Below are 25988 nucleotides of genomic sequence, written 5' to 3'. Positions count from 1 at the left end.
TAAACCCAGCTAAAGCCCAGCCTTAAAGCCCAGCCTTAAAGCCCAGACGCTCTGCGATTTCGTCCAATAATCGACTGAATCTCAGTCAACCGAGCATATTCAGTTCTCTTCACACCACACACGGGCATTACGGAACATTCGCATCCAGGCACCGTCTTCACTCCAGGACTCACCATCAGCGCCCATCGGAATATACGAATTCTGAATGGCACGGAATACCCGTTCCGGGTGCGGCATCATGATGGTGACGCGGCCATCGGCTGCGGTCAGGCCGGTAATACCTTGCGGCGAACCGTTCGGATTCAGCGGGTATTGCTGGGTAACCTGGCCGTAGTTGTCAACGTAACGCAGCGCAATCTGGCCAACCAGTTCGTCGAAATCGGATTCAGCGCTGAACTCTGCCCGGCCTTCTCCGTGCGCCACCGCGATAGGCATACGGGAACCCGCCATACCGGCGAAAAACACGGAGTCCGATTCCTGCACTTCGACCATGGCAACACGGGCTTCAAACTGTTCGCTCATATTGCGCACAAAATGCGGCCAATGTTCTGCCCCCGGAATCAGTTCATGCAGGTTGGACAACATCTGACAGCCATTACAGACACCCAGAGCAAAGGTATCGTTGCGAGCGAAAAAAGCTTCAAACTGACCACGAGCCTGGGCGTTAAACAGGATCGACTTGGCCCAGCCTTCACCGGCACCCAGTACGTCACCGTAGGAAAAACCACCACACGCCACCAGTCCACGGAAGCTGTCCAGCGTCACAGCACCCGACAACACGTCACTCATATGAACATCGACGGTGGCAAAACCAGCGCGGTCGAAGGCGGCGGCCATTTCAATCTGGCCGTTTACACCTTGCTCACGCAGAATCGCCACCTTGAGTGCGCCGTCAACATCAGCAGCTGGTAAATCAGAGGTGATGTCTTCATTGATATCAAAAGTCAGCTCAGCGTGGATACCGGGATTTCCAATCTCCAGTAGTGCATCAAATTCCTGCTGGGCACAGTCGGCGTTGTCACGTAGCGCCTGCATACGGAAGCTGGTTTCTGCCCAAATGCGGTGCCAGTTGACACGAGACTCACTGAGGAATTCTTCATCCTGGAAACTGAAGGTAATCTGATCATCGTCGTTGGCAGAGCCAATCACAGCGGTGCAGTCACCTAATCCAGCAGCTTCAAATTGCGTCAGAACTTCTTCCAGATCGTCTCGACGCACCTGCATCACCGCACCCAGTTCTTCAGCAAACAACGCTCCTGCCAGCTCGTCTTCGGCATCCGCCAGCAAGTCCATCGAAATATCCAGACCAGCGTGACCGGCAAAGGCCATTTCCACCAGCGTGGCAAACAGACCGCCATCGGAACGATCGTGGTAAGCCAGCAACTTGCCATCGGCGTTTAGCCCCTGCACCACGGCAAAGAAGGCTTTTAAATCTTCGGCATCATCCAGATCAGCCGGAACATCACCCAGCTGTTGGTATACCTGCGCCAGACAGGAGGCACCCAGACGATTCTGACCACGACCCAGATCGACCAGAATCAGATCCGACTCCACATTTTTCTGAATTTGTGGCGTCAGTACCGAACGGGCGTCCGTCACGGGCGCAAAGCCAGTGATCACCAGCGACATCGGCGAAGTAACGGCTTTGTCTTCGCTGTGACCCTGTTCGTTGGTGTCTTGCCAACGGGTCTTCATTGACATGGAGTCCTTGCCTACCGGAATGGTCACTTGCAGTTCCGGGCAAAGTTCCATACCCACGGCTTTGACCGTGGCGTAGAGTTTTTCGTCTTCACCGTCGTGGCCAGCGGCGCACATCCAGTTAGCCGACAATTTAATATCTGCCAGCTGGGCAATCGGCGCAGCCGCCAGATTGGTGATCGTTTCTGCTACAGCCAGACGACCGGATGCCGGGGCATCCAGCAACGCCACCGGGGTACGTTCCCCCATGGCCATCGCTTCACCCACAAAAGAGTCATAAGACGAGGTCGTCACCGCAACGTCAGCTACCGGCACCTGCCAGGGGCCAACAAACTGGTCACGGGCAACAGTACCGGTAATGGAGCGGTCACCAATAGTGATCAGGAATGACTTGCTGGCGACCGTTGGCAACTTGAGCACCCGTTCAGCCGCTTCGGCCAGATCGATCCCAGTGGATTCAAATGCTCTGACGCTTGTTGCACGGGTGACTGCATCACGGTGCATACGTGGCGGTTTACCCAACAGCACCTGCAGCGGCATATCCACCGGTTTGTTGCCAAAATGGCTGTCGGTCACGGTCAGGTGTTCTTCTTCCGTGGCGTACCCGACCACCGCATAGGGGCAGCGTTCACGCTGACAAATGGCATCAAAAGTGGCCAGATCTTCCAGCGGCACTGCCATGACGTAGCGTTCCTGGGATTCGTTCGACCAGATCGCCAGCGGGCTCATGCCCGGTTCATCGTTTGGTACGTTACGCAGTTCGAAGTGACCACCTCGGCCACCGTCGCCCACCAGCTCGGGGAAAGCGTTGGAGATACCTCCGGCACCGACATCATGAATAAAGGCAATCGGGTTCTGATCGCCTTTCTGCCAGCAGCGGTCAATCACTTCCTGACAGCGACGTTCCATTTCCGGGTTTTCGCGCTGCACAGAAGCAAAATCGAGGTCGGCATTGGACTGACCAGACGCCATCGAAGACGCAGCACCACCACCCAGACCAATCTGCATCGCCGGGCCACCCAGTACAATCAGGGCTGCGCCAACCGGAATTTCACCTTTCTGAACGTGCTCGTCACGGATGTTGCCGTAACCTCCGGCGATCATAATCGGCTTGTGGTAACCACGGACTTCACCGTCGTGTTGCAGTTCGAAGGTACGGAAGTAGCCACACAGGTTCGGACGACCAAATTCGTTGTTAAACGCCGCGCCTCCCAGTGGGCCATCGATCATGATGTCCAATGCCGAGACGATACGACCCGGCTTGCCGTAGTCGCTTTCCCACGGCTGTTCGAAACCGGGAATTTTCAGGTCGGAGACAGTGAAACCGGTCAGACCAGCTTTGGGTTTGGAACCACGACCGGTTGCCCCTTCGTCGCGAATCTCACCGCCGGAACCCGTGGCGGCACCGGAATGCGGCGCAATCGCAGTCGGGTGGTTGTGGGTTTCGACCTTCATCAGGATGTGCATGTCTTCCTGATGATAGCGGTACTGGCGGGACTGATCAGAATCCACCGGGTTCGGGAAGAAACGACCAGCCTTGTGACCACGAATCACCGAGGCATTGTCTTTATAGGCAGAGAGGATGTTGTCGCTGTAACACTCGTAGGTATTCTTGATCATCTGGAACAGGGATTTGTCCTGCTCCAGACCATCAATAGTCCAGCTGGCGTTAAAAATCTTGTGACGGCAGTGCTCGGAATTAGCTTGAGCAAACATCATCAATTCGACGTCGGTCGGGTTACGGCCCATGATCTGGTAGTTATCGAGCAAATAATCCACTTCGTCATCGGCCAGCGCCAGACCCAGGGTTTTATCGGCCTCAACCAGCGCGTCTCGCCCGCCGACAAGAATATCCACAATCGATAACGGTGCCGGTTCAGCGTGTGAAAACAGGGCTTCGGCCTGCTCGCTGCGCTCCAGTACGGTGTCGACCATACGGTCATGCAGCACGGCGGCAATGGCATCACGATCCGTAGTGGCCGCTCCTGCGACATAATAGGCAATCCCCCGCTCCAGCCGTTGCACTTTGCCCAAACCACAATTATGGGCGATGTCTGTCGCTTTCGACGACCACGGAGAAATGGTACCGAAACGCGGCGTCACCAGAAAATAGTCACCCACAACATCCTGTCGGGCAGCCTTGGGGCCATAACGAAGAATACGTTCCAGCACCAGACGCTCGTTGTCCGCCAGATCCTCACTGAGATCAGTAAAATGTACAAACTCGGCGTACACACCGGTCACGGCCGGAACCGCAGCCTGCAGTTTGGCCAGGATTCTGGATTGACGAAATTCTGAAAGCGCTGGTGCGCCACGCAGCTCAAGCATTGTGCCTTGACTCCAGGGGTTGGGGCCGAAAATACGGGAAAAAATGAGGCCGAATGATACTGGATAGTGGCCAACTCCGCTACCAGAGGGCTATCCCGCCCCCAGAACGAGCGGACTTATTAGCTGCCTCCTCCTGCTCAGACAACACCTTGGCGCAACTACCGACAACGTATTTACAATCATTTGAACTATAATTTCAGCAGCACTCCATGGGCTGTTCCAAACAGAAAGAAGCGCCCATTGATTGCCTTTCTTGTCGCCATTCACCAGAGCTATTGGCTAGGCGGTTGTTTTTTGACCACCTTATGTTATAAAATGGAACAATAATTGCTGCCGCGCCCACTATTGGTGCAGGAGAGCAGAAAGTAAATTCTGGAGCTTACATGTTATTGAAATCAGTCAAACTGATGACTGGTCTGATGACCTTGCTGGTCTGCCTTACGGCCATCACAGGGAGCGTACGTCCAACGCAGCTGGAGCAAATACGGATGCACGGTGAAATTACCGTCGTCACCCGCAACAGCCCGACCACGTACTACGAAGACCGAACCGGCCAAACCGGCTATGAATTTGAACTGGCCCAGGCCTTTGCTGACTACCTCGGCGTCAAATTAAATGTTCAGGTTGCTGATAACCTGACCGATATATTCACTGCACTGGATACTGACCAGGCTCAGTTTGCAGCAGCAGGCCTTGCCATTACACCAGAGCGTCAGCGCTGGTTTCGCTTTAGTGAGCCATATCAACAGGTCAGTGAACAGGTTATTTATCGTCGTGGTACCCAACGGCCACGTCAGTTGGATGACCTGCTCGGCGGCATGACCGTCGTTCCGGCCTCATCAAGCCATGCCCAGACATTACGCAAAGCACAAGTCACCGAACGGCCCGAACTGAGCTGGAGTGAAACCGGCGAACTGGACGTGACCGACCTGATGCATATGGTCGCTACTGGCGACATCGATTACAGCCTTGTCGACTCCAATGAATTTAATATGCTGCAAGCCTATATTCCCAACATCGGAGTGGGTTTCACCATAACCGAGCAGCAGTCCCTGGCCTGGGCCTTTCAGCACAGCCGCGACGACTCCTTGCTGAATGCTTCCCGCGACTTTTTCCAGTCACGTCAGACCCGTCAGCAACTGGCGACACTGAACGAGCGTTACTATGGCCACCTGAGTGAGCTGGACTATGTCGGAGCCAAACGCTTCTTGCGCCAGACCGTACGCAAACTGGATCGTTACAAGCCCTACTTCGTCAGCTCTGCCACTGACAATCAGTTTGATTGGCGCTTGCTGGCTGCCGTCGGTTATCAGGAAAGTCACTGGAATCCAGTCGCCACCAGTTATACCGGTGTCCGTGGTCTGATGATGCTGACCACCGCCACCGCCAGTGACTTGGGCGTCAGTGATCGCCTCGACGCCGAACAGAGCATTCTGGGCGGCGGACGTTATCTGAATACATTACGAGACCGTCTGGGCACCCAGGTCGCAGAACCGGATCGCACCTGGATGACTTTAGCGGCCTATAACGTCGGTTATGGCCATTTGCAAGATGCTCGTCGCCTCGCTTATGAAATGGGTGGCAACCCGAACCTCTGGCGTGATGTCAAAGAAGCCTTGCCATTGCTGAGCCAGAAGCGTTACCACAAGAATACCCGCCACGGTTATGCGCGTGGACGTGAAGCCGTTGACTATGTCCAGAACATACGCCGCTACTACGACGTACTGGTATGGAACGATGAGCAAGCGTTACATATTGCGTCGAGTGAAAACGAGAGCCTGCACCTGTCCTCATCGCTTACGGTCATTCCTCCGCTGCTCTGAGCCATTCTATTGCTCGCCGCCCCTCTCCACTCTCACTGCCTGCCCTCCCGGCAGTGGGATGGCGACTCAACACCAACCGTCAGCAGCCGCTATAACCCGTAGCCGGGCGGTTCTGGCTTTCTCCGTTTGATCGACAGTTCGATCGCAGCAGCGCCAATCAGGTGGACAGGGTTGACCGCAGGATTCCTGCAAATAATTCCTGAACAGCGCACAAAAAATAACCGCAGACAAGCAGCCGTTGCTATACAAGCAAGCCCCCTGCTTTATCCGTTAATATGTGCGATGCATGGATGCTTATGACGATTTTTTGTGGCCGCTCCACACACCGCTAACGTCTTCACCGGCAGCCTGTGCATCAGCATGATAGGAAGAACGTACCATTGGGCCACTGGTAACCCGACTGAATCCCATGCCTTTGGCAATATCACCCAGCTCATCAAACTCTTCCGGCGTCACAAAACGCTCGACCGGCAGGTGCTCACGGCTTGGCTGCAAATACTGCCCCATAGTGATGTGATCGATGTTGTGAGCGCGCATGTCTTTCATCACTGCAATCACTTCGTCATTGGTTTCACCCAACCCCAGCATCAGGCCAGATTTGGTTGGCACATCCGGGCGACGCTGTTTGTATTTTTTCAGCAAGTCCAGCGACCACTGGTAGTCCGAGCCCGGACGGCTCTTTTTATACAAACGCGGCACCGTTTCCAGATTGTGGTTAAACACATCAGGAGGCGTCTGCTCCAGTACATCCAGAGCAACGTCCATTCGTCCACGAAAGTCTGGCACCAGCACTTCAATCTTGATACTCGGGCTGTGTTCACGGGTCAGGGAGATACAGTCAGCGAAGTGCTGGGCACCACCATCACGCAGGTCGTCGCGGTCAACCGAGGTGATCACCACGTACTTCAATCCCATATCAGCAATCGCCAGGGCCAGGTTTTTTGGCTCATCCACATCCAGCGGATTGGGACGCCCATGGCCAACATCGCAGAACGGACAGCGACGGGTACAAATATCACCCATAATCATAAAGGTCGCGGTACCACCACCAAAGCACTCGCCCAGGTTAGGGCAACTGGCTTCTTCACACACAGTATGAAGCTTGTGCTTGCGCAGCTTGGCCTTAATGTCACTGATCGCCGGGGTAGCCGGAATACGCACACGAATCCAGTCAGGCTTGCGTGGCATTTCTTCGGTAGGAATCACCTTGATCGGGATACGGGCCACCTTGTCAGCGCCACGCAACTTCAGCCCTTGTACGGCTTTTGCTCTTTCAGTCATCTGTTTACCCCAGCCTGCCCGGTCGGCGGGATCACCGCAACCGGGATGTATAGTTTGGATCCAGCACGGCAGATTATGCCGGGCGTTTGATCGTTGCAAAACCCAGGTGGCTGACCAACTGCTGTTCCAGCTGCTCAGCAACCTGATCAATGTTCAAAGTGGCGTCCGGTACTTCCCGAACTACCTGTGTCATTTCAAGCCCGGCATAACCACAGGGATTAATACGCAGAAAGGGCGTCATATCCATATCCACATTCAGCGCCAGGCCATGAAAAGTACGACCGTTGCGGATACGCAGCCCCAGCGAGGCAATCTTGCGACCGCCAACGTAAACCCCCGGGGCATCGGCTTTTGCTGCCGAGTGGATCCCCCAGTACGCCAGTGTCGCCACAATCGATTCTTCCATCGCCGTTACCAGCAAACGGGGGCCAATGCCAAGACGTTTGATATCCAGTAGTAAATAAGCTACCAGCTGGCCCGGACCGTGATAGGTCACCTGGCCACCGCGATCCGTCTGCACCACGGGAATATCTCCGGGCACCAGCAAATGTTCTGCCTTACCAGCCTGGCCTTGAGTAAATACGCGAGGATGCTGTAACAGCCAGATTTCATCCGGGGTATCGGGCTGACGCTGAGCAGTAAATGACACCATTTTTTGATAGCAAGGCTGATAATCAACCAGCCCCAGCCGACGAACCACCACATCGGGCATCAAATCACCATGTGCACCAGTTCGTGGGCGCTCAATTCCTGGTGTAATGCTTCAAGCTGTTCAATACCCGTCGCGGTGATATAGATGGTGAGCGATTGAAAATTGCCTTTGCTACTGTCACGCACCTGGATTTTCTCAAGATCAAATCCGGGCGCATGAACCTGGAAAATATCCAGCACGACCTGGCGATAGTTATCCTTGCCCTTGCCGACCACCTTGATGGGGTAATCGGGACAGGGGAACTCTATTTTTGGTGCTTCCTGAGTGGTCGCAGGTTGTCCGTCAGCGTTGATCAAGGCCATTTCGATTACCCCAGCAAACGTGTAAAAAACATCTGGATCTCGCCCAGCAAGCGACCGAAGAAACCAGCCTCATCAACAGCACTGATCGCTATCAGGGGCCGCTCGTCGATTTTTTCACCGTCTTTACGCACGACCAGTGTACCGACCACGGCACCGGCAGCAATTGGAGCCTTGAGGTATTCATCTGTGATCAGCTCGACATCGAGATCCCCTTCGGTGCCACGTGGCACGGTCAGGTACAGATCATTCTGTACACCGAGTTCAACCTGATCCTGCTGACCCAGCCAGACCTTGCGCTGCTCCAGCACATCATTGGCACCGTACAGCTTGTGGGTCTGGAAATAACGGAAACCATACGCCAGCAGCTTCTGGGTTTCCTGCGCACGAGCATCATCACTGCGAGTCCCCATCACCACGGCAATCAGACGCATGTCGTCACGTACCGCAGAAGCGGCCAGACAGAAACCGGCCGCCTCGGTATGGCCGGTTTTCAAGCCATCAACGGAGGAATCACGCCACAGCAGCTTGTTGCGGTTGGGCTGGCGAATATCGTTGTATTCAAAATATTTTTCGGAATACAGAGCGTAATAATCGGGGTGATCCTTGATGATATGCAAAGCCAACGTGGCTATATCCCGTGCGCTTGAGTGGTGCCCTTCCGCTGGCCAGCCCGTCGCATTCATAAAATGACTGTTGTCCATGCCCAACTTGATGGCGTACTGGTTCATCCAGTCAGCAAAGGCATCTTCAGAACCGGCAAAGTATTCCGCCACCGCCACTGAAGCATCATTACCAGATTGCACAATAATGCCGCGTAGCAGATCGATCAGCGGCACCTCGGTACCTTCCCGCACAAACATTTTCGAGCCACCCTTCTTCCAGGCGTTAACACTGATAGGCACCATGGTGTCGTCGCTGGCATTACCGGTCACCAGTTCGTGCACCGCAATATAGCTGGTCAACATTTTGGTCAGACTGGCAGGTGGCAGGGTCTCGTCGGCATTCTGTTCGACCAATACATTGCCACTCTCGGCATCCACCAGAATAAAGGCCCGCGCATCCAGATCGGGAGCTTTGGGTACAATGACAGCAGCCGATGTACAGGCCGCACTGACGTATAAAAACAGACTTAATAGATAGCGCATGACTCTTGACTAAAAGTAGGAGAGTTGAGCCGGGTATTGTAACACGGCCAGCAGAATTTGCAGTCCAGACGAGAACGACATATTGCCGTCATACAGAGCTGCGATATACAGGGTCACTGAGTCAGGATAATTGAGCCAGTCAGACCCCTGCTGGCCGCAATCAGGCAGTAAAGACTATAGGCGCAGTTCGCACCCCGATTTACACTGACCAATACAAACCAACGTTCACAAGAACCTTTATCTGACAGGAAGTTCCCATGCAACGCCTTGTCTGTTCCGGCCTGCTGGCCATTGCAACAATCACCACAGCAACCCTGGTCACACCCTCAAACGTGCTGGCAGTAGCGCCGTCGGCGTATCAGCCGGATTATCAACAGGGTGAAGCCTGGCTCGATTATCGGCTGGCCAGTACCACACCGGGAACCCATGCGCGCAACCTGATTCTGTTTCTCGGCGACGGCATGAGCATCACCACCCTGACCGCTGCACGTATTTGGCAGGGCCAGCAACAAGGGTTCACCGGAGAAGAAAACTTCCTCTCCTTTGAGCGCTTTCCCTACTCGGGCCTGGTCAAAACCTATAACACCAACCAGCAGACCCCCGACTCCGCAGGCACCATGAGTGCCATTATGACCGGTGTCAAAACCCGTGCCGGAGTCCTCAGTATCGGCCCGGAGCAAGATCGCTCCATCTGCCAGGGCAGCAATACACACTCATTGACCACCCTGTTGGAATACGCCAGCCAGCAAGGGTTTGCCACCGGTGTCGTGACGACCGCACGGATCACCCATGCCACTCCGGCAGCGACCTATGCCCACACACCGGAACGGGACTGGGAAGCCGACAGCGACCTCTCTGACGAAGCCCGCCAACAAGGCTGTCAGGACATTGCAGACCAGTTGATTAACAACGGCTTTGCCAATGGCCTGGATCTGGCGATGGGGGGGGGGCGCCAGAATTTTTTACCCGCCAGCCAGGGCGGCAAGCGTCTCGACACTGATCTGACCCGGCAATTCAACCACCAGTACCCGAACGGACAACTTCTATTGAGCCGAAATGACCTTGTGAGCATGCATGCCCGCACACCGATTCTCGGACTGTTCGCCAGCAGCCATATGGCCTACGCCTACGACCGCACCCCTGCCGAACCGTCGCTCACCGAAATGACCTTTGCTGCCTTACAGGTACTGCAGCAGCAAACGCAGAACACCGACAAGGGCTATGTGCTGATTATTGAAGGTGCCCGAATCGACCATGCCCACCATGCAGGCAATGCTTACCGCGCCTTGACAGACACCATTGCCATGGCCGACGCAGTGGCGTTTGCCGACCGTATGACCAATGACCACGACACCCTGATCACGGTCACCGCTGACCATAGCCATACGCTGTCATTTTCCGGTTACCCGCAACGAGGTAACGATATTCTCGGTCTGGTGCGCCAACCCGACAAGCTCAGTCGGGCAGCTGACAACGCGCCCTATACAACGCTGGGTTACGCCAATGGCCTGGGAGCCAACGACATTGATCCGGTGACTGCAAGTGATTCCGGCCAAACTCCCGGTCGTATCAATGGCCGTATCCGATGGCATGACGATGAAAACACGGCGGATCCTGACTTTCACCAGGCATCACTGGGTCATAAAGAAAGTGAAACCCACGGCAGCGATGATGTTGCGATTCACGCCAAAGGCCCAGGCTCACAGTGGTTTCGCGGATTACTGGAACAAAACAGCCTGTTTCACCTCGCCAGTCGCGCCCTGCATCTGACAACTCAGGCGCCAACCGCAACGGAGGGCTATTAAAATGATCGGTTTTAACACGCTCTATCAGGCAGTACGACGCACCAGTATGCTCGCTGTCACAACCCTGACCGTTCTTACCTTGGCCAGCTGTGCAACTCACGACAGCCCGTTAGCCACTGCTCAGTCTCCTCGACCTATCGGCCCCGTCACCAGTAACGAATGGTATGCCACCGGGCAGCAACAAGCCGACCAGCGCCAACAACAAACCGACAATCACCACCGCGCCAAAAATCTGGTGCTGGTGATTGGTGACGGCATGGGCATCACCACCTTAACGGCTGGCCGTATATTCAGTGGCCAACAACTGGGACTCAGTGGCGAAGACTTTGCCATGAGTTTTGAAACCCTGCCCTATTCGGCACTGGTCAAAACCTATAATACCGATCAGCAAACGCCTGATTCCGCAGGCACCATGACCGCTCTGGTGACCGGCACCAAAACACGCGCCGGGGTGCTGTCCGTCAGTCCGGCCGTGATACGCGGCGACTGCGCCAGCGGCAAGGATCAAGCACTGGATACTCTGATGGATCTGGCCCTGGCACAAGGCAAAGGCACCGGCGTCGTCACCACCACCCGCCTGACCCACGCCACACCGGCAGCCACCTATGCGCACAGCGTTGAACGTAATTGGGAAAACGACAGCCAGCTGACGCCCGCAGCACGAGCCGCAGGCTGTGAAGACATCGCCACCCAACTGGTACACAGCGACCTCGACATCGCCCTGGGTGGCGGCCTTGCCCAGTTTTTACCTGCGACCGAAGGCGGTGCCCGACAGTCTGGTGACCTCACCGACACCTGGCAACAACGCCCGGATCATCACCTGCTCACAACACCCGCAGCGTTACGCACGGCTGACTTGAGTTACGGCCAATGGCTTGGTTTGTTTGCTCCGTCTCATCTGCCGTATGTCGACGATCGCGGTGAACAGACGCCAGGCTTACTGGACATGACCCAAGCAGCAGTACAGCGCCTGTCTCACAACCCGAAGGGATACGTACTGGTGATTGAAGCAGGCCGAATCGATCACGCCCACCACGCTGGCAATGGCTACCGTGCGTTGAAGGAAACCGAAGAACTGCATCAGACGGTGGCATGGCTGCTGCAATCGCTCGATCTCGACAATACCCTGCTGCTGGTCACCGCTGACCACAGCCATACCCTGACTCTGGCAGGCTACCCGACCCGAGGCAATCCGATGACCGCACTGGTCACCGGCAACGATGCTCACGGTCATCCATCTACCGAGCCAGACCGACTGGCCGATGGCCAACATTACACCTCAATGAATTATCGTAATGGCCCCGGAGCCGTGACCCTGCCACGCCCTGCCATCACCGCTGCCGAAGTCCGAGCACCAGACTATCGCCAGCAAGCGCTGGTACCGATGGAAGCGGAAACCCATGGCGGAGAAGACGTCGCCGTTTATGGGGCAGGCCCCTGGTCAGACCTGCTTGGCGGCACACTGGAACAGCACTGGTTGTTTCATCTGATGCGTCACGCGCTCACGGTCGAAACAGCACCCGAGCAAGCCACCGTCGCCCACTGAGCTGATACCAGGCTGGTGCCGCTACAGCGGGTAAAGCGGCACCAGCCTGCCAACAAGATCAATCATCTAACGAGTGATCGACCTCAGGGTCAGGCAACAACGACTCGGCACGGGCAGGATGCAGGGAAATCATTGGCGCGCCATCATGCTGGCGATAACTGTGGCGTAAACGGAATCCTTCATTGATACGACGAACACAGAGCGTTATCCGTACCGTCAACCAACGATAGTCGACCCGATCCTCGGCGTGCACAATGACCGACGCCTGATTATCCACAATCGCCTGACACAGCGGTGCCATCGCCTCTCGAATAGAACGGTCACGCAGCTCAACCAGCTCGGCATCGAGTGAAAACTCTGCCAGCGGTGGTGAATTGTCTTCGTAAGGACTACGAAATTCATTATGCACAGCAGCATCCAGCAACCGATAATCCAGCAACATCGCGACCGGGGTTTCCAGAGTGCTTGCCGTAGCCAACGACAATGCCGCTGATCCTGCTGTCAGTGCCGCCACCTGCTCCGCCAGTAACCGGGCCTGATCAAAGCGTTGCTGCAAGGCATCCAACCCCTGAGTGAGCGGCACCAGTTCCCAGAGCTGCTCCAGACCGGATGCCGCCGCCGCCAGATCGCCCATTTCCAGCCAATAGGCCACCTGCTGCTGATAAGCAGCGGCCCATTGATACGCCAGCGGCACCACTGCCATATCCGTTGGCCAGCGCCGACGAAATTCGTCGATACGTACCATGGCATTCAGGCCCGGAGGCTGGGATAATCGCCCGACAGCGAGATCCTGACGAATAAGACCCAACGCAGTGCTGGCTGAAAGATCCATAGTTACCGGAGTAGTTACCTGAATAGTTACAGGAATAACCACCGCAGCAGAACCGACAGCTTGTGTTGCTGTTACTGTTACTGTTGCTGTCTGTGATGCTGTTGGCTCGGCCAGCACCAACAGGCTGACGCCAGTCAGCAAAAACAACACCACGATCAACACACCGCTGACAGACAATCCGCTTGGCAAACCCTGACATTGAACACTCATTCGAGGAAATACGTCCTTATGCTTAACCCAACCGGATTACTACGCTTTGGCACTCTGATTTGCGTGCTTCCTGCTGTCGCACTGCTGATAGTCTATGGACTCGACTTGTCGCGAATTACCGATTGCCAGCAACAGGGGCTGAGCTACTCCCCCGCTCTCGGCAGCTGTATCGCCGCCACCGAACCCGTCATGACTTATTACGCTCGCCACAGCCTGCTGATCAATATCAGCCTGCTGATTGCAACCGCAGGAGCGCTGGCCATGACGCTTGGCATGGTATTGAAAGGCCCGAGTCAGGGCCGACAACCGCACTGACTCAAATGGCCTGCTGGTATCAACCGCCACGTCAGGCACAGCATTTTTTGAATTTTTCACCGGAACCACAAGGACAGGGATCGTTCCGGCCCGGCTGCAGCTGCTGCCAGTCAGCTTCACCATCGTGGTAACGCCAATGGTCATCCTGTTTGACGAAGTGTGAACATTCATGCAACGTTTGCCAGCGGCCATGGGCCCGGAAAGTTGCCCGAAAACAGACAGTGCCAGACTCACCCTGCTCTTCACTGCTTTCTATCTTCAGCCCATACCAGCGCGTTGAAGCATCACAGACCGGGCCAACCGGCCGGGTTTCCGGGTGCCAACTCTCCAGCAGGTAGGCTTCCAGGCCCAATACATAGGCACAATAACGTGATCTCATCAGGGCTTCAGCACTGGCAGCGGGTTGACCAAGATGTAATGGCTGACAGCAGTGGCCATAGTCAAGAACTGCGGAGTCGAATGAACGATGGCTTGAACCATGACCCTGCGAACTGCCGCACGGGCAAGGGGAATCCGGTGTCATTGTGTTTGTCCTCTTACCATCCCTAACAGCCGGGTAATGGCCTGATCCAGTTGTGGACTGTGCTGGCCGGATGAAAATGCAGCCAGCATCCGCTGCCGCATCCCCGGCAGGGTCATCATATCCGCAACCAGCGCTGCAAAGGCATTTTGCCCCTGCTCATTCACCGCCAGTGTGCTCAAAAACGCCAACAGCAGCTCACCCTCAAGGTCTGCCCAGCAACGGCTAGATACCGCCGCCAGTACTTCCACCGAGCGAGATTTGGGATGTGCCAGTAGCGCCTGCACCAACAAGCGGCGTTGCTCGATATTTTCACTGTGCGACAGCGCCCGGGCAAACGCCGCCAGGTCGTTGGCATCCGGTTCCCCGGCGATCACACTGGCAAGCCGGTCATTCACCGCACTGGTCAGCGCCTGACCCGGCGAAATATTTTCCATAAAGCCCAGCACCACATTGAGTGGCACCCTCGGCAAGTAGGGCAGTGCACGGGTCAACAACGCCTGATTGTTATCCTGTTGATAGCCGGCAACCACTTCAGCCAGCCCCTGCAACCCAAGCTGTTGCCAGTTTTCCCAACCGATATCTCCCGATAGATAACCGCGGGTTGTGCCATAAAAACGACTGACCGGTGCACCCAGCTCACGCGCTGCCAGAGCATGAAAATACGCCATGCGATGACCGTCCGGCTTGAAACTGAAAGGTGCTTCACCCTTGTCGGTGGTGCTATCACCTGATGCCTGGCGCTGCGCAATATAACGGACAAACCCATCGCGCGCCGGAGCATCCAGCAGATTTTGTTCATCCAGCGGCAACTTCAAAAACCAGATTGCATGCTGACCCGGCTGCTCCGGATGCCAGCTCAGCAACGCCAGCCAGGCATGTTTGAGGTAAGGAACGGGATAACTGCGACACTGCTGTTCAATCTCTTCAAACAGCGCAGTGTCCAGCGGTTGAATGCGGCGGCCCATATCAAATATACGCAGGTTGGCGCCACGCTGGCGTACCAGATCAGTGATGGTCACTCGTTGCCCTCTAAACAAAATGCAAAAACGGTCGCCAGTGTAGCAGATTCTGCAGCCTGTCCGGTTGCCGGTAAGACACCGCAGCGCCACACGGTGCGACCCGCCAGTACCCCAACGAGATCCCCCTGCCGACGTCACCGACAAGCAGGTATGATGGCAACCAACCGAACGGGCAGCCCACAGGAGACCACTTATGCTGATCGTATTTGCTCTGATATCCGGATTGATTATTGGCGGAGGGAGCGTTGGCATCTGGCTCAGTCGACGCTGGCAACAACAGATAAAAGATGCCGAAACCAGCCTGGCGGAGCTGGTCAGCCAACACCAGCAAGAGCAGCAGGCAGGCAAAGAGTTGCGACAACAGGCGGCCGATCTCAGTTACCAGCTTAACGAAGCCAGTAAAACCATACGTTATCTGGAAAGTCGCCAGGATAACCTCCCGGCACCCTGACCAGGATAATCGGGCTCAGAATGCCGACGCCTGCAAACTGGCACGCTTCTGTTTCGCTAACCGGGTAAGCAGGCGCCGTTCAACGTCCCGCCCCTTTTCACCCGCTGCCAGCGCGACGGTAGCGGTTAACAACGAGACTTCACCCAGCACCGGCCAATGACGTTGTTCCAGATGTCGCCTGATACGCTCCATCAACACGATAGCACCGTCTTCCGCACAGTCTGGCAACAACAAGATAAACAATTCTTCACGGATCCGAAAAACTTCATCCCCGGCCCGTACCTCATCCCGAATACAGCCAACAAAATCCGGCAGAAACTGGATCACGGCGCGATTACCATGCAGATCGCACAGCTGGGAAAAGTCCTCGATACTGAATCCAATCAGCGACAGCGGGCGTTTGGCCCGTACACTGCGCGCTACCTCGCGTTCCAACATCAACGCAAACTGACGGGCGTTATAAGCCCCGGATTCTCCATCTTTCAGGGCCAGCGACGTCGCAACCAGCAGACGATGGCTGATCAACAGCCCGTAACAGGCCACCGACGCCGCCACCATGATGTATACCAGCGCAGATCGGGTGGCGACCAGCAAATCCGACACCGCCAGAGTAGCGATCCAAATTGCCACCACCATGCAAAAATTATAGATATGGCCAAGCGCTCGACGCAGACAGAAGTAGCTCAGAAACGGCATCATCAACAGATAATTCAGCGACAGGGCAACACCGGTTTCCAGCCGAACCAGTCCGGGGATTGTCACCAGCACCAGCACTGGCAACACCAACCAGTCATGGTGACTGCGATCCCGGCTAAACAGAATCACCACCGCAGCCAATACCAGTACTGGAATGACATAGATGCTGGCCAGCACGGTGTCGTACAAACCCAACTGAAACTGCTCCCACAACAGACCGCTCATCAACAGTGCCGTTAGGCCAAACAATCCCGCTCGCAACACCGGCCCTTGACGATGACTGTCAATGATGGAAATCATGGCGGGCCTCGCTGATACGATCCATCAGACTGTGAATATCATCGTCCGGCTGATAGTGAATGGCGACTACTTCCACTTGCTGGTCTACCGGTTCGTGCAGACCACTGCCAATCCGCTGTTCAATCAGCTCAATATCATGGCTATTGCCGTGCGGCATCAACACCAGAAAGTCGTCCGACTTCAATCGATACAGGGTGTGAAATGCCAATACCCCCTGCTGCAGTTGTTCCCCTAACTGATGAATACTGTCTTCATATTTTTCACTATCCCACTGGCGCCAAGCACTTGGCAACACCACCAGAGCCAGCAACAACCGTGACGTCTGCCGATCTGCACGGGGAATCTCACGAGCCAGATCGATTTGCAGCTGATCCTCGTTATAGGCCCCGGTACGAGGATCCGCACCGACTTCTTCTCGCAGCCGGACGGCACCCGACTCGTTGAACCAGCCGATCGCTGCCGCCACGACGACACTCACCAGATAGGTCACCACAATTTGTGCGCGCAGCAACATATCCGACCATACCGCCAGACATAAAAACAACAGTGAAAACGCCAACAACATCCAATAGGCATGCGCCCAGCGAAACGCAAAAATCAGATAAAACGGCACCCAATACCCAATATGGACTGTATCCAGTCCGGTACTCATTTCACGTAGCGTCATCAGCACCAGCAAGGTCACGACTAACCATTCGGGCCAACGACGGCGATAAGGTCGATCCCGCAGCAGCAGATAACCGGCATAGACACTGAGCAGACAACCCAGAGCCAAGGCTGCAAGCGCCTCCCCTATCCGCTGATCAATCCAGTCCAGCAACGATAACGACGTCAGGCAGACCGCCATCAACAGGCAATAGAAAGCCGTCAGTCGCAATTCTTGCTGGCGTAAAAAATAGCTATTGTTCTTGCCTGTAAGCATCAGTGGTGTCCTCAATCACGTTGATCGGGCAGATTTATGCACCGTCAGCCCCGATTCTCGCCGGACTGGCCGCAAAGCAGCTGGGGGCTGCTTTGCTTCAAGCACCACACATCCGGGTGTAATTACCGGGTTAATCCAGAGGTGGGTAGTGTATACTAGTCGACTTTATCTGTTTCCGACCGATCGGGTGTAATCGATGGATGTAAACCAATACATGATAACGCTGGGCGAGCAGGCACGCAGCGCTGCCACTGCCATTGCCAGAGCATCAACCCAGGACAAGAACAAGGCCTTGCTGGCCATTGCCGATGCGATCAGCCAACAGCGTAGCGCACTGTACCAGGCCAATGCCACCGATCTTGAAAACGGCCGGGCCAAGGGGCTTGATGCCGCCTTACTGGATCGTCTGGAACTGACGGATGCACGTATTGATACCATGATCGAAGGCTTGCACCAGGTCGCCACGCTGCCAGATCCGGTGGGTGAAATCACCAATATGAAATACCGTCCCAGCGGCATCCAGGTCGGCAAAATGCGCGTACCTCTGGGGGTTATTGGCATTATTTATGAAAGCCGCCCGAATGTGACCATTGAAGCCGCCAGCCTGTGTCTGAAATCTGGCAATGCCACTATTTTGCGCGGTGGATCAGAATCGATCGCCAGTAACCAGATGCTGGCAGCCTGCATACGCACTGGACTGGCGGCTGCCGGCCTGCCCGAAACCGCCGTCCAGGTGGTTGAAACCACGGATCGTGCAGCCGTTGGCAAACTGATCACCATGCCCGAATTCGTCGATGTGATTGTGCCTCGCGGGGGCAAGGGACTGATTGAGCGCGTCAGCAAGGAAGCCCGCGTGCCGGTCATCAAGCATCTGGATGGTATCTGCCATGTTTATCTGGATCGCTTTGCCGACAAGACCAAGGCCCTGAACATTGCCGTGAATGCCAAGACTCACCGCTACGGCACCTGCAATACCATGGAAACCCTGCTGGTACACCAGCAGGTGGCGAATGAATGGCTACCGGAACTGGGCGAAGCCTTTGCAGCACTGGGTGTCGAATTACGCGGTTGTGACCAGACCCGCGATATTCTTAATAGTATTCATGCGGCTACAGCAGCCGACTGGGACACCGAGTACCTGGCACCGATTCTGTCCATCAAGATCGTTGCTTCGATCGATGACGCCATTGAGCATATCAATCGCCACGGCTCACACCATACCGACAGCATCGTGACCGAAAACTACACCTTGGCGCGCCAATTCCTCACGGAAGTCGATTCCAGCTCCGTGATGATCAATGCCTCAACCCGTTTTGCCGACGGCTTTGAGTACGGCTTGGGGGCTGAAATTGGCATCTCTACCGATAAAATTCATGCCCGTGGTCCAGTCGGCCTGGACGGTCTGACCTCACAAAAATACGTGGTATTTGGTAACGGCGAAGTACGTACATAATGACGTTAGCAGCGGCAGCCTGTCGGGCTGCTCCCTGGGCAATCCTGGGTGGTACGTTTGACCCGGTTCACATCGGCCACCTGCGTATTGCCCTGCAGCTGCGTGATGCCGGCTTTGACCGTGTGTTGTTGATGCCTAACCGCATTCCGCCACACCGGCCGTCGCCACGGGCGTCATCCAGTCAACGTCTGACCATGCTGACCCTGGCTACCCGTGATCTTGACGGCGTGGATGTCAGTGACATTGAACTGCAACGTCCTGAATGCAGCTACAGTGCTGTCACCCTGGAGCTGCTACGCACTTTGTACCCGGAAGTCACCTTCAGCTGGGCGATGGGTACCGATGCCTGGCTCAGTTTTGACCGCTGGCATCGCTGTGACGACATTCTCGATTTGGCCAACCTGATGGTAATCAGTCGTCCGGGGGAACGGCAACCCGTCGCCCCCTGGCAACAACAACAATGGCTGGCACGACAGGCCTCGCTGGATGAACTCCTGGTAAGTCCGGCCGGCCGCATTTGTCAGCAAACCTGGCCGGGGCTGGATATTTCAGCGTCAGGCTTGCGCCAGAGTATCGCCGAAGGCGAGAATATCCGGTTCCTTACTCCAGACCCTGTGCTGGACTATCTCACTCAACACCAACTTTACCGATAAGTAGCGAATGCAAACTGAGCAAATCAAAAATCTGGTCGTCGATTCCCTGGACGATATGAAAGCCAGAGACATCATTATTCTGGATGTACGCGGTCGTACTTCAGTGACCGACTGGATGATCATTGCCACGGGGACGTCAAACCGCCACGTCACTGCCGTTGCCGGTCATGTTGAAGAAAAAGCCAAGGATGCCGGCCTGCGACCCAATGGTACTGAAGGCCGCGCGGTTGCCGACTGGGTACTGATCGACTTGTTCGATGTGGTCGTCCACGTCATGACCGATCAGGCGCGCCATTTTTACGATCTGGAGCGGCTCTGGGGTGAGCCGGCGGACAGCACCAGCCAGGAAAATTCGGCGGAATGAAAATCCGGCTGCTTGCTGTTGGCCAGAAAATGCCCTCCTGGGTTACCGAAGGCTATCAGGAATACGCCAAGCGACTGCCTGCCGATTGCGCGCTTGAACTGGTCGAAATCAGTCCGGGTTATCGCAGCAAAAGCAGCAGTAAAGAAAAAGCCATGCAGCAAGAAGCTGATGCCCTGCTGAAAGCGATTCGGCCGCAGGAACATCTGGTCGCACTGGATGTCCTTGGTAAACCCTGGTCAACCGAACAGCTTGCCAGCCAGATGGGACAGTGGCGTATGGATGGCCACGATGTTGCTTTGGTCATTGGTGGCCCGGATGGCATCGCCCCCCCCTTGCTGACGCAGGCGAAACAGCGCTGGTCGTTGTCCAGTCTGACCTTGCCCCATCCGCTGGTACGTGTGGTAGTGGCAGAACAGATCTATCGAGCCTGGACCCTGTTGCAGGGTCATCCTTACCACAAATGAGGCCTGCATGTGGGAGCACTCCTTCCGGGACAAATCAGCTGAAGTAAAGCTGTTTCGCTCTCGCGCCATGATTCTGGGCCTAATTATTTTTGCCTTGCTGGGAGTGCTCGTCTGGCGTATGGCTTATTTGCAAATTACCCTGTACGAAAAATACCAGAATCTATCAGAAAACAACCGCATCAAGATCCAACCACTGCCCCCAAAACGTGGGCTGATTTATGATCGTAATGGTGAACTGCTGGCAGAAAATGTGCCATCTTACAGCCTTACGCTAGTGCCTGAACGCGTCCGCGACATGGATGCCACGCTGAGTTTTATTAACGACATGATCGGTATCTCGGAGCGCGACCGGGAACAGCTCGACAAGCGTCTGGAACTGCGCCGCCGCCCCTACGAACCGGTCGTTTTGCGCCACCAGCTCACTGAAGTCGAGATTGCCAAAGTCATGGTCAACCGGGTTTACCTGCCCGGCGTCGATGTGGAAGCCCAGCTGGTGCGCCACTACCCCCAGGGTGAAACCTTTGCCCATGTACTCGGTTATGTCGGCCGTATCAACCAGCGCGAACAAAACCAGCTGGACACCGACAGTGAGACCAAACGCCGTTATAGCGCCACCCAGTACATTGGCAAGCAGGGTATCGAAAAACATTACGAAAGCGACTTACACGGCGAGCCCGGCTATCAGAAAGTCGAAACCAACGCCCGAGGCCGCATTCTGCGAGTGCTGGAACAATCGGATCCGGTTCCTGGAGAAGATCTGACATTACACCTCGACAGTCGTTTGCAACGGCTGGCGCAACACCAACTGGCCGGTCGTCGTGGTGCCCTCGTTGCCATTGAAGTAAAAACCGGCGGCATTCTCAGCCTTTACAGCAATCCCGGCTTCGATCCCAACCTGTTTGTCACCGGCATTTCCCATACCGACTACAACGCCTTGCGTGACAACCCGGACCTGCCCCTGTTTGACCGCGCCATTCGTGGTCGTTACCCCCCCGCGTCCACCCTGAAACCCTTCATTGGCCTGGGTGTTGCTGATATGGGTGTAACCAGCTGGAGCCGTACTATTTTTGACACCGGCAGCTTCACCCTGGAAAACAGCGATCGGGAATATCGGGACTGGAAGCGTCAGGGTCATGGTGAAGTCAACCTCGAACGAGCCATTGTTGAATCCTGCGATGTCTATTTTTATGATGCCGCGGTACGGGCGGGAATCGATCGATTGGAGCCATTTCTGGCGCAATTCGGTTTTGGCCAGAATCTGGCCATTGATGTGGATAATGCCTTCTCCGGCTTGTTGCCAGGACGCGAATGGAAACAGCGCCATCACAAGGCCAGCTGGTATGCCGGAGACACCGTCAACCTGGGGATTGGCCAGGGCTATATCCAGGTCACGCCATTGCAACTGGCAACCGCTACTGCGGTGATGGCCAACCGAGGCAAATGGATGGCACCACGGTTGCTGGCAGCTCATAGCGGCCAGTACGAAGCCATTGATGCAAGCGGGGTCGAGGACATAAAACTGAATAATGAAGACAACTGGGATCGGATGTTTGCAGCCATGCGCAAGGTGATCAGCAGTCCTCATGGCACTGCTCGGGTACTGCAAAAGCATCTGGAATTCTCAATAGCCGGCAAAACCGGCACCGCCCAGGTCGTTGGTATCAAACAGGATGAAGAATACAACTCCGATGCGCTGCGTGAGCGTCTGCGTGACCATGCCCTGTTTATTGCCTTTGCTCCGGTCGAAGATCCCCAGATTGCCATTGCCGTAGTGGTCGAAAATGGTGAATCAGCCGGGCGTACAGCAGCCCCCATTGCCCAATCGGTGATCAATCTTTATCTCAGCGGAAGCACTGGCGAATGAGCAGTTCTGACTTTACCCGCACACTCGGCAGCGGCGCACATCCAGGATTTGATCGCAGCCGTGCCCTGTTCACCCGTATGCACCTGGATCTGCTGCTGCTGGTACTGCTGCTGGTTCTTTGCCTGACCGGCTTGCTGATTCTCTACACCGGCAGTGGTAAAGATCTGCATATGCTGACACGCCAGGCCATTCACATGGGTATTGGTTCGCTCGGCATGATTCTGGCTGCACAACTGCCGCCACGTTTTTATCAGCTGATTGCCCCCTGGGCCTATCTTGTTGCCCTTGCAGCACTGCTCGGCGTCCTGATTGCCGGGGTAGACGCCAAGGGGGCACAGCGCTGGCTGGCGTTGCCCGGCCTGCCGCGCTTCCAGCCTTCCGAGCTGGTCAAACTGATACTGCCATTGACCGTCGCCTGGTATATGGCCAGACGTCCGGTTCCACCGCATATCACCGACTTGCTCAAGGCCAGCGTGATTATTGTTGTGCCCACCATACTGATTCTCAAACAACCGGACCTGGGCACATCCCTGCTGATTTCCGCGTCCGGTTTGTTGGTATTGTTTTTTGCTGGCATGTCCTGGCGGCTGATTGGGTCTCTGATCGCTCTGGTCTCCGCCTGTGCACCCTTGATGTGGTTTTTTGTGATGCACGCTTATCAGAAACAGCGGGTACTGACCTTCCTCAATCCAGAAAGCGACCCGCTGGGTTCGGGCTGGAACATCATCCAGTCAAAAACCGCCATTGGCTCTGGCGGCATTGAAGGTAAAGGCTTTATGCAGGGCACCCAGTCACAGCTGGAATTTCTGCCCGAGAGCCATACCGACTTTATTATTGCCGTCTTGGCAGAAGAACTGGGACTGATTGGCGTTTTACTGCTGCTGCTGCTGTACTTTCTGATTATATTTCGCTGCCTGGTACTCAGTAGCCGCTGTGAAACCTTGTTCGGCCGACTGTTGGCTGGCAGTTTGTCTGTTACCTTTTTTATCTATGTGTTCGTGAATATCGGTATGGTCAGCGGAATTTTGCCAGTGGTTGGTGTCCCATTGCCACTGGTCAGCTACGGTGGTACGTCGGTGGTCAGCCTGATGGCCGCCTTCGGCCTGATCATGTCAATGGCGACACATCAAAAACGTTAATCTACACAACAGGGAATTAGTATGACCAGACTCACACGTCAACTGGCACAGACCTGCCTGGTTGTCAGCCTCGGAGGCTCAGCCTTGGTACATGCCAGCTACGATCAGCATGCACGCTTCAATGAGTTTGCCGCCGAGCTGGAAAAGGAATATCACATCCCCCCGGCAGAAACCAAACGCTGGCTGGCGGAGTCAAAAAAACTCGATTCCGTGCTGGAAGCAATCGCCCGACCAGCGGAAAAAACCCTCGAATGGGATGGCTATCAGGACATATTCCTGACCCCAAAGCGGATTGAAGGTGGCAAGTCCTTTATGCAACAGCATGCCGGGCTGTTGGCTGCGGCAGAGCAAAAATACGGTGTTCCGAAGGAAATCATCAGCGCCATCATCGGCGTTGAAACCTTCTACGGCAGCCGCCAGGGCAACTACCGGGTACTGGATTCACTGGCAACACTGGCGTTTGATTATCCCCAACGGCCTATTTTCTGGCGTGAATTAAAAGCCTTTTTCTCCCTTGCCAAAGCAGAACAGCTCGACCCCGGTACGGTCAAAGGTTCTTACGCTGGGGCCATGGGCTACGGCCAGTTTATTCCGACCAGCTTCCTGGCCTATGCCGTCGACGGCGATGGCGATGGCAAACGTGATTTGTGGTCGAGCCCGACAGATGCAATTAACAGCGTGGCCAACTACTTCCGTGTCCACGGTTGGCGAACTGGTGAGCCCGTTGTACAGCGCGTACGGGTCAGTGGTCAACAATACGAGACGGTCGTAAATGACAGCCTGAAACCCAAGTGGACGGTAGCGCAACTGGCCGCCATGGGCGTGTCGGCGACTGAGCCAGCATCAGCTGATGCCCCCGCCAGCCTGGTCAAACTGATCGGCAAACAGGGCGCGGAATTCTGGCTGGCACAATACAACTACTATGTTATTACCCGTTACAACCACAGCCGCCTCTATGCCATGGCTGTCTACCAGTTGAGTGAGGCGCTGAAACAGTGAAGACCGGTTTATGGCTGATCATGGCGCTGCTGCTCAGCGCCTGCAGCTCGCGTTATCAGCACAGGGAAGACTTCAGTCCTCCGGTGCCACCCGATTTGTCCACCCTCAAGGAGCCAACTCCAACGTCTGAAGCACTCAGCGTGATGGGGAATGGCCCCACCTACAAGGTGCTGGGTAAACGCTACCAGGTGCTGGAGCAGCCCCGTACTTTCCGCGAGGCCGGCACGGCATCCTGGTATGGCATGAAATTTCATGGCCACGCCACCGCCAACGGCGAGATTTACGATGTCTATCAGTTCACCGCTGCGCATAAAACCTTACCGTTGCCCAGTTATGTAAAAGTGACCCGGCAAGATAATGGTAAAAGTGTTGTCGTGCGGGTCAACGATCGCGGACCGTTTTACAAGGATCGTATAATCGATCTGTCGTACGTCGCCGCTCACAAGATTGGTCTGGATATCTCCGGTACGGCCCCGGTCACGATCGAGCTGCTCAAGCCGCCTCTGCCAGATAAAGTACGCTGGGTACAGGTGTCTGCCCTGTCCGACCAGCCAAGCGCCAACAAGCAGCAGCAAGCGTTACGTGACGCCCTGAAGCCGCTGACCTGGCCGGTCGAGGTCTACCAGGGCAAGCTGAATGGCAAGCCCCTGCACAAAGTACGTATTGGCCCGGTGCCGGAAGGAAAGCCGCTGCAGGACTTGCTCGCCCGGCTGGATAAATTGCATATCAACAACCCGGTCGTACTCGGAGCGCACCAGCTTAACTAACAGGCTGCCACCAGTCCCCTTCCCGCTGAGGAATTAATGCGCACAAAAAAAAGGGCCATGACCAAATTGGTCAGGCCCGAGGCAAGGGTACTCAGCGCAGAAAATTGTTACAACCGGTACTTATTCACCCGTACCGTGTTTTTTAATGTCTTTACGAATGGCCAGGTAAACACCTGCAAAAAATACGCAGGTCAGGCCCACAATTACCAATCCTGAAAAAACGACTTCATCCATAAACATAGTGGGATACCTCACTCACTGTCGATCATGCGTTTGCCTTGTTGAGCTCAATGTAACAGCCTGTGCCGGGGCCAGATTGACCCATATCAAGTGGATTTTTCTGTCATTGCCCTAACCGCTGCTACGCTTGATATGTA

Annotated in this window: 24 protein-coding genes; 13 read left to right on the top strand and 11 right to left on the bottom strand. The window is 55.3% G+C overall.

All coding sequences use genetic code 11. The features are described 5' to 3' along the window. Window positions 1-99: 99 nt before the first annotated feature. A complete protein-coding gene (purL, locus tag WG929_RS00770; RefSeq protein WP_416204471.1) occupies window positions 100-4026 on the bottom strand; it encodes a phosphoribosylformylglycinamidine synthase in 3927 nt (1308 codons plus the stop codon). Window positions 4027-4409: 383 nt separating this feature from the next. On the opposite strand from purL, the gene mltF reads away from it, so the two are divergent. Then, window positions 4410-5849, top strand: coding sequence for a membrane-bound lytic murein transglycosylase MltF (mltF, locus tag WG929_RS00765; RefSeq protein ID WP_416204470.1), 1440 nt, complete (start codon window positions 4410-4412; stop codon window positions 5847-5849). A gap of 294 nt (window positions 5850-6143) precedes the next feature. Here the strand turns inward: mltF and lipA are convergent, their stop codons facing one another. The 4 genes from lipA to WG929_RS00745 form a co-directional block, all read right to left on the bottom strand. Then, window positions 6144-7130: a lipoyl synthase gene (lipA, locus tag WG929_RS00760; protein ID WP_416204469.1), complete on the bottom strand. Its 987-nt coding sequence runs from the start codon at window positions 7128-7130 to the stop codon at window positions 6144-6146. A gap of 73 nt (window positions 7131-7203) precedes the next feature. Further along, complete coding sequence (gene lipB / locus WG929_RS00755) at window positions 7204-7842, bottom strand: lipoyl(octanoyl) transferase LipB (protein WP_416204468.1); 639 nt, start codon at window positions 7840-7842, stop codon at window positions 7204-7206. Then, window positions 7842-8144 (bottom strand): YbeD family protein, encoded by a 303-nt coding sequence (locus tag WG929_RS00750; RefSeq protein WP_416204467.1) that lies wholly within the window; start codon window positions 8142-8144, stop codon window positions 7842-7844. Before WG929_RS00750 ends, lipB begins: the two co-directional genes overlap by 1 nt. A 5-nt stretch (window positions 8145-8149) precedes the next feature. Further along, window positions 8150-9289, bottom strand: a complete 1140-nt coding sequence (locus WG929_RS00745; protein WP_416204466.1) for a D-alanyl-D-alanine carboxypeptidase family protein — start codon at window positions 9287-9289, stop codon at window positions 8150-8152. 257 nt (window positions 9290-9546) lie between these two features. Here WG929_RS00745 and WG929_RS00740 point away from each other — a divergent pair, with 257 nt between their 5' ends. Both WG929_RS00740 and WG929_RS00735 read left to right on the top strand, forming a co-directional pair. Continuing rightward, the gene (locus tag WG929_RS00740; protein ID WP_416204465.1) at window positions 9547-11094 is read left to right on the top strand and encodes an alkaline phosphatase; all 1548 of its coding nucleotides are present in this window, start codon (window positions 9547-9549) and stop codon (window positions 11092-11094) included. Between the two features lies 1 nt (window position 11095). Continuing rightward, window positions 11096-12640, top strand: a complete 1545-nt coding sequence (locus WG929_RS00735) for an alkaline phosphatase (protein WP_416204464.1) — start codon at window positions 11096-11098, stop codon at window positions 12638-12640. Window positions 12641-12698: 58 nt separating this feature from the next. Here the strand turns inward: WG929_RS00735 and WG929_RS00730 are convergent, their stop codons facing one another. Continuing rightward, on the bottom strand, window positions 12699-13682 hold the full coding sequence (locus WG929_RS00730) for a hypothetical protein (protein WP_416204463.1): 984 nt from the start codon (window positions 13680-13682) through the stop codon (window positions 12699-12701). 18 nt (window positions 13683-13700) lie between these two features. Between WG929_RS00730 and WG929_RS00725 the strand changes: the two genes are divergently transcribed. Continuing rightward, a complete protein-coding gene (locus WG929_RS00725; RefSeq protein WP_416204462.1) occupies window positions 13701-13997 on the top strand; it encodes a hypothetical protein in 297 nt (98 codons plus the stop codon). A 31-nt stretch (window positions 13998-14028) separates the two neighbouring features. Here WG929_RS00725 and WG929_RS00720 read toward each other — a convergent pair whose 3' ends face one another. Both WG929_RS00720 and WG929_RS00715 read right to left on the bottom strand, forming a co-directional pair. Beyond that, the gene (locus WG929_RS00720; protein ID WP_416204461.1) at window positions 14029-14520 is read right to left on the bottom strand and encodes a YchJ family protein; all 492 of its coding nucleotides are present in this window, start codon (window positions 14518-14520) and stop codon (window positions 14029-14031) included. Then, complete coding sequence (locus WG929_RS00715) at window positions 14517-15539, bottom strand: DUF3549 family protein (RefSeq protein WP_416204460.1); 1023 nt, start codon at window positions 15537-15539, stop codon at window positions 14517-14519. The genes WG929_RS00720 and WG929_RS00715 overlap by 4 nt, the downstream gene beginning before the upstream one ends. Before the next feature lie 193 nt (window positions 15540-15732). Here WG929_RS00715 and WG929_RS00710 point away from each other — a divergent pair, with 193 nt between their 5' ends. After that, on the top strand, window positions 15733-15990 hold the full coding sequence (locus WG929_RS00710; RefSeq protein ID WP_416204459.1) for a hypothetical protein: 258 nt from the start codon (window positions 15733-15735) through the stop codon (window positions 15988-15990). A 15-nt stretch (window positions 15991-16005) separates the two neighbouring features. On the opposite strand, the gene WG929_RS00705 is transcribed toward WG929_RS00710, so the two are convergent. Next, entirely contained in the window at window positions 16006-16986 is a 981-nt protein-coding gene (locus WG929_RS00705; RefSeq protein ID WP_416204458.1) for a GGDEF domain-containing protein, read from the bottom strand. Then, window positions 16970-17908, bottom strand: a complete 939-nt coding sequence (locus WG929_RS00700) for a nucleotidyl cyclase domain-containing protein (protein WP_416204457.1) — start codon at window positions 17906-17908, stop codon at window positions 16970-16972. Before WG929_RS00700 ends, WG929_RS00705 begins: the two co-directional genes overlap by 17 nt. A gap of 196 nt (window positions 17909-18104) precedes the next feature. Between WG929_RS00700 and WG929_RS00695 the strand changes: the two genes are divergently transcribed. The 8 genes from WG929_RS00695 to WG929_RS00660 are packed head-to-tail and all read left to right on the top strand — an operon-like array spanning window position 18105 to window position 25611. Further along, on the top strand, window positions 18105-19361 hold the full coding sequence (locus WG929_RS00695) for a glutamate-5-semialdehyde dehydrogenase (RefSeq protein WP_416204456.1): 1257 nt from the start codon (window positions 18105-18107) through the stop codon (window positions 19359-19361). Further along, window positions 19361-20014 (top strand): nicotinate-nucleotide adenylyltransferase, encoded by a 654-nt coding sequence (nadD, locus tag WG929_RS00690; RefSeq protein WP_416204455.1) that lies wholly within the window; start codon window positions 19361-19363, stop codon window positions 20012-20014. The genes WG929_RS00695 and nadD overlap by 1 nt, the downstream gene beginning before the upstream one ends. A gap of 7 nt (window positions 20015-20021) precedes the next feature. Further along, window positions 20022-20378 (top strand): ribosome silencing factor, encoded by a 357-nt coding sequence (rsfS, locus tag WG929_RS00685; protein ID WP_416204454.1) that lies wholly within the window; start codon window positions 20022-20024, stop codon window positions 20376-20378. Next, a complete protein-coding gene (gene rlmH / locus WG929_RS00680) occupies window positions 20375-20842 on the top strand; it encodes a 23S rRNA (pseudouridine(1915)-N(3))-methyltransferase RlmH (RefSeq protein WP_416204453.1) in 468 nt (155 codons plus the stop codon). Before rsfS ends, rlmH begins: the two co-directional genes overlap by 4 nt. Before the next feature lie 7 nt (window positions 20843-20849). Beyond that, the gene (gene mrdA / locus WG929_RS00675; RefSeq protein WP_416204452.1) at window positions 20850-22706 is read left to right on the top strand and encodes a penicillin-binding protein 2; all 1857 of its coding nucleotides are present in this window, start codon (window positions 20850-20852) and stop codon (window positions 22704-22706) included. Next, window positions 22703-23845 (top strand): rod shape-determining protein RodA, encoded by a 1143-nt coding sequence (rodA, locus tag WG929_RS00670; RefSeq protein WP_416204451.1) that lies wholly within the window; start codon window positions 22703-22705, stop codon window positions 23843-23845. Before mrdA ends, rodA begins: the two co-directional genes overlap by 4 nt. A 21-nt stretch (window positions 23846-23866) precedes the next feature. Then, window positions 23867-24844 (top strand): lytic murein transglycosylase B, encoded by a 978-nt coding sequence (gene mltB, locus WG929_RS00665; protein ID WP_416204450.1) that lies wholly within the window; start codon window positions 23867-23869, stop codon window positions 24842-24844. Next, window positions 24841-25611 carry a septal ring lytic transglycosylase RlpA family protein gene (locus WG929_RS00660; RefSeq protein WP_416204449.1) on the top strand — a complete coding sequence of 257 codons (771 nt, stop codon included), beginning with the start codon at window positions 24841-24843 and terminating at the stop codon, window positions 25609-25611. The genes mltB and WG929_RS00660 overlap by 4 nt, the downstream gene beginning before the upstream one ends. Window positions 25612-25731: 120 nt before the next feature. On the opposite strand, the gene ccoM is transcribed toward WG929_RS00660, so the two are convergent. Then, the gene (gene ccoM, locus WG929_RS00655) at window positions 25732-25851 is read right to left on the bottom strand and encodes a cytochrome c oxidase subunit CcoM (RefSeq protein WP_369857116.1); all 120 of its coding nucleotides are present in this window, start codon (window positions 25849-25851) and stop codon (window positions 25732-25734) included. Window positions 25852-25988 lie beyond the last annotated feature (137 nt).

It is taken from the genome of Oceanobacter antarcticus (assembly GCF_044962685.1).
Classification (GTDB): Bacteria; Pseudomonadota; Gammaproteobacteria; order Pseudomonadales; family Oceanobacteraceae; genus Oceanobacter; species Oceanobacter antarcticus.
The sequence above is the reverse complement of the archived record's forward strand: the minus strand, read 5'-3'. Positions and strand labels throughout refer to the sequence as shown.